The sequence below is a fragment of the Saccharopolyspora sp. NPDC000995 genome, assembly GCF_053599315.1.
This window is the reverse complement of the sequence record NZ_JBSFLZ010000245.1, coordinates 1-3,697: the sequence shown is the minus strand read 5'-3', so window position 1 is coordinate 3,697 and position 3,697 is coordinate 1. Positions and strand designations below refer to the sequence as shown.

At 68.0% G+C, this 3,697-nt stretch carries 1 protein-coding gene; it reads right to left on the bottom strand.

Annotated features, from left to right (window positions below; translation table 11 throughout):
• Positions 1-3,697 (bottom strand): acyltransferase domain-containing protein (locus ACWDKQ_RS35380; protein WP_450143108.1); only part of this gene is annotated, 3,697 nt, incomplete at both ends.

The following is a 3,697-nucleotide window of genomic DNA, read 5'->3' as shown; positions in this document are numbered from 1 at the left end:
TTGCCGACATGACGGGCCTGGCTCATGAACCGGAACGCCTCGACCGCCCGGCGGACATCCCAGCTCCGCAGCGGCAACGGCCGCACCGCACCGGCGTCAAACAGATCCACCAGATCCGCCAGCATGGCCTGCATCCGGTCAAGCCCGGCCTCGAACAGATCAAACGCCCGATAGGCCACGTCAGAGACCGCACGCACATCGGTCTTGCCCATCTCCAAGAACCGGCCACCCGGCGCCAGCAGCCGCAACGACGCGTCCACGAACTCACCGGCCAGCGAGTTCAGCACCACATCAACACCACGACCACCGGTGACCTCACCGAACCGCTGCTCGAACTCCACCGTCCGCGACGAAGCGATGTGATCATCCGGAACACCCAGCTCACGCAGACTGTCCCATTTAGACGGGCTCGCCGTCGCGAAAACCTCAGCACCCCACCACCGCGCCAGCGCAATCGCGGCCATACCCACACCACCCGCACCGGCATGCACCAGAACCGACTCGCCAGCACGAAGCCCCGCCAGATCCTTCAAACCGTAATACGCGGTCATGAACACCACAGGAACCGTGGCCGCGTCCTCAAAAGACCACCCCTCCGGAATCCTCACAAGCAACCGCTGATCCGACACCACCAACGAACCCAGACCGCCTTCGAAGATCCCGAACACCCGATCACCAGGCACCAACCCGGTCACCCCAGGACCAACCTCCAACACGACCCCGGCACCCTCCAAACCCACCAAACGGTTATCACCGGGATACATCCCCAACACCGTCAGCACATCACGAAAATTCACCCCAGCCGCACGCACACCAACCCGCACCTGACCGACACCCAGCACCCCCGCCAACTCCGGCGCAGGCACCACCACAAGATTCTCCAACGTACCCTTAACACCAACACCCAACCGCCACGGAACGCCACCCGCAGGCAACGTCAGACCGTCTGCGGCGGCGCGCGTCAACCGACCGACCCGGATCTCCCCGCCACGCACGACGGCTTGAGGTTCGGATAGTGCGACCGCCCCCGGCAGGGCTTCCAGAGAAGCGTCTTCCGAGTCGAGGTCTACCAGTCCGAAGCGGCCAGGGTGCTCGGTCTGGGCAGAGCGCACCAGGCCCCACACCGGCGCGGCCGCGACGTCCACGAGTTCGCCGCCGGAAACCGCGTTGCGGGTCACGAACACCGCCCACGCGTCGGCGAAGCGCGGGTCCGCGAGCCAACCTTGCACCAAGCCCAGCACTTCGGCAGTTACCGCGCGCGCAGCGGCCGGAACCTCAATGCGATCGGTCGTGACCGGGATCAACACCGACTCGGGCACAGGCAGGCCGGCGTCGATCGCCGCGCCCAGCGCGGCCAGGTCCGCATAGGATTCGAAACCGGGCAGGGTGAGCTCGCCGAGCACGGCCGCCGTACCAGGAGCTCCGGCGCGCATCGGCGTCCAGTCCAGCCGGTACAACGCATCCGGGCCTGCCTGGGTGTTCGACAGACCGGCCAGGTCGACCGGGCGCAAGGTCAGTGACTCCACCGAGGCGACCGGCTGACCGAGTTGGTCGGACACCTCGATCGACACGGCTTGCTCGCCGGATCGGCTCACCCGCACCCGCAACGCCGAAGCACCGTTGGCATAAAGGGAAACCCCGCTCCACAAGAACGGCAGCCGCCCGCCTCCGGTCTCGGCCAGGCCGGCGAGCACCGCGGACTGCACGGCCGCGTCCAGCAGCGCCGGGTGCAGGCCGAACCCGCTCGTGTCGACCACCCCCGGATCGACTTCGGCAAAAATCTCTTCGCCGCGCCGCCACACCGAAGTGAGGCCCTGGAACGTCGGGCCGTAGGCGAACCCGGCCTCGGCGAAGCGTTCGTAGAATCCGTCGAGAGTGACCGGCTCCGCCCCTTCGGGCGGCCACACGGTGAGGTCGAAAGCAGCGGGCCTCACCGCGGATGCCAGGTTTCCGCTGGCGTGCCGGGTCCAGCCGTTGTCGGTGGCCGAGTACACGGCCACCGCGCGCAGCCCGGACTCGTCGGGAGCGTCCACGACCACCTGCACCGCGACCGGCTCCTGTCCTGGCAGCACCAACGGCGCCTCCAGGGTGAGTTCCTCGACCCGGCCGCAGCCGGCTTCATCGGCGGCCCTGATCACCAATTCGAGGAACGCCGTGCCGGGCAGCAGCACCGTGTCCGCGACCGCGTGGTCGGCAAGCCACGGGTACAAACCGACCGACAGCCGGGTCGTCAGCAGGAACCCGCCGGAGCTGGGAAGTTCCACGGCGGCGCCCAGCAGCGGGTGTTCGGCGGAGCGCAACCCCAGCGCTGAGGCGTCGCCGGCGGCGAGCTTCGGCTTGGGCCAGAACCGCTCGCGCTGGAAGGCGTACGTCGGCAGTTCCACCCGGCGACCGCCCGCGAACAGCACCGGCCAGTCGGGATTGATCCCGTGGACGTACAGCTCCCCGAGTGCTGCGACGATCGCGGCTTCCTCACCGCGGTCCTTGCGCAGCAACGGCACTGCGGTGGCATCGGCCAGGTTCTCCTGGACCATCGCGGACAGCACACCGTCAGGGCCCACTTCGACGAACGTGGTGACACCAGCTGCTTCGAGCGCGTGCACACCATCGGCGAAGCGGACCGTCTCCCGGACGTGGCGGACCCAGTACTCCGGTTCGCTCCACTCGTCGGTCACCAGCGCGCCGGTCACCGTCGATACCGCCGAAATCGTCGGCCGCCCGAACGAAAGTCCTTCGACGACCCGGCGGAACTCGTCCAGCATCGGGTCCATCAGGGCGGAGTGGAACGCATGGCTGACGTTCAACCGGCGGGTCTGGAAACCGTCGACCGACGACACCGCGGTATCGGTCCCGGCGATCACCACAGAATGCGGGCCATTCACTGCCGCCAGAGACACGCCATCTGGCAACGGTGGCAAGTCCGCTTCCGAAGCCTGGACCGCCACCATCACACCACCGGCGGGCAACGCCTGCATCAGACGGCCACGAGCGGACACCAGCGCACAAGCGTCCTCAAGGGACAGTACACCGGCGACATGTGCGGCCGCGATCTCACCGATCGAATGCCCCGCCACGAAATCGGGGGTGACGCACCAGGACTCCAGCAATCGGAACAGAGCCACTTCCAGCGCGAACAAAGCCGGCTGCGTGAACTCGGTTTGCCCGAGCAGCTCCTCGTTGTCCAGCACCGGATCGCCGAGCCGATCGGACACGGCGTCGAAGGCCTCGGCGAACGCCGGGAACCGGGCGTAGAGCTCCTGCCCCATCCTCACCCGCTGACTGCCCTGACCGGCAAACACGAATGCCGTCCGGACCGCATCCCGGGTGAATCCCTCGAACACACCCGCGGCGGGCACCCCCTCAGCGAGCGAACGCAGACCGTCCAGATCGCCGACAGCGGCACGATGCTCGAACACCGCCCGCGTGGTAGCCAGCGAGAAACCCACATCCAACGGGCGTTGTCCGTCCGCGAACGACACCAGCCGCGCCGCCTGGTCGCGCACGGCCTGCGGCGACTTGCCGGAGAGAATCCACGGCACCACAACCGACACCGCTTCGTCCGCCTCGGCCACATCGGCTGCCGGGGCGGTCTCGGCCACGGTGGTTGCCGGGGCGGTCTCGATGATCACGTGCGCGTTGGTGCCGCTGATCCCGAACGAGGACACCCCGGCCCGGCGGGGGTGCCCGGTTCGTGGCC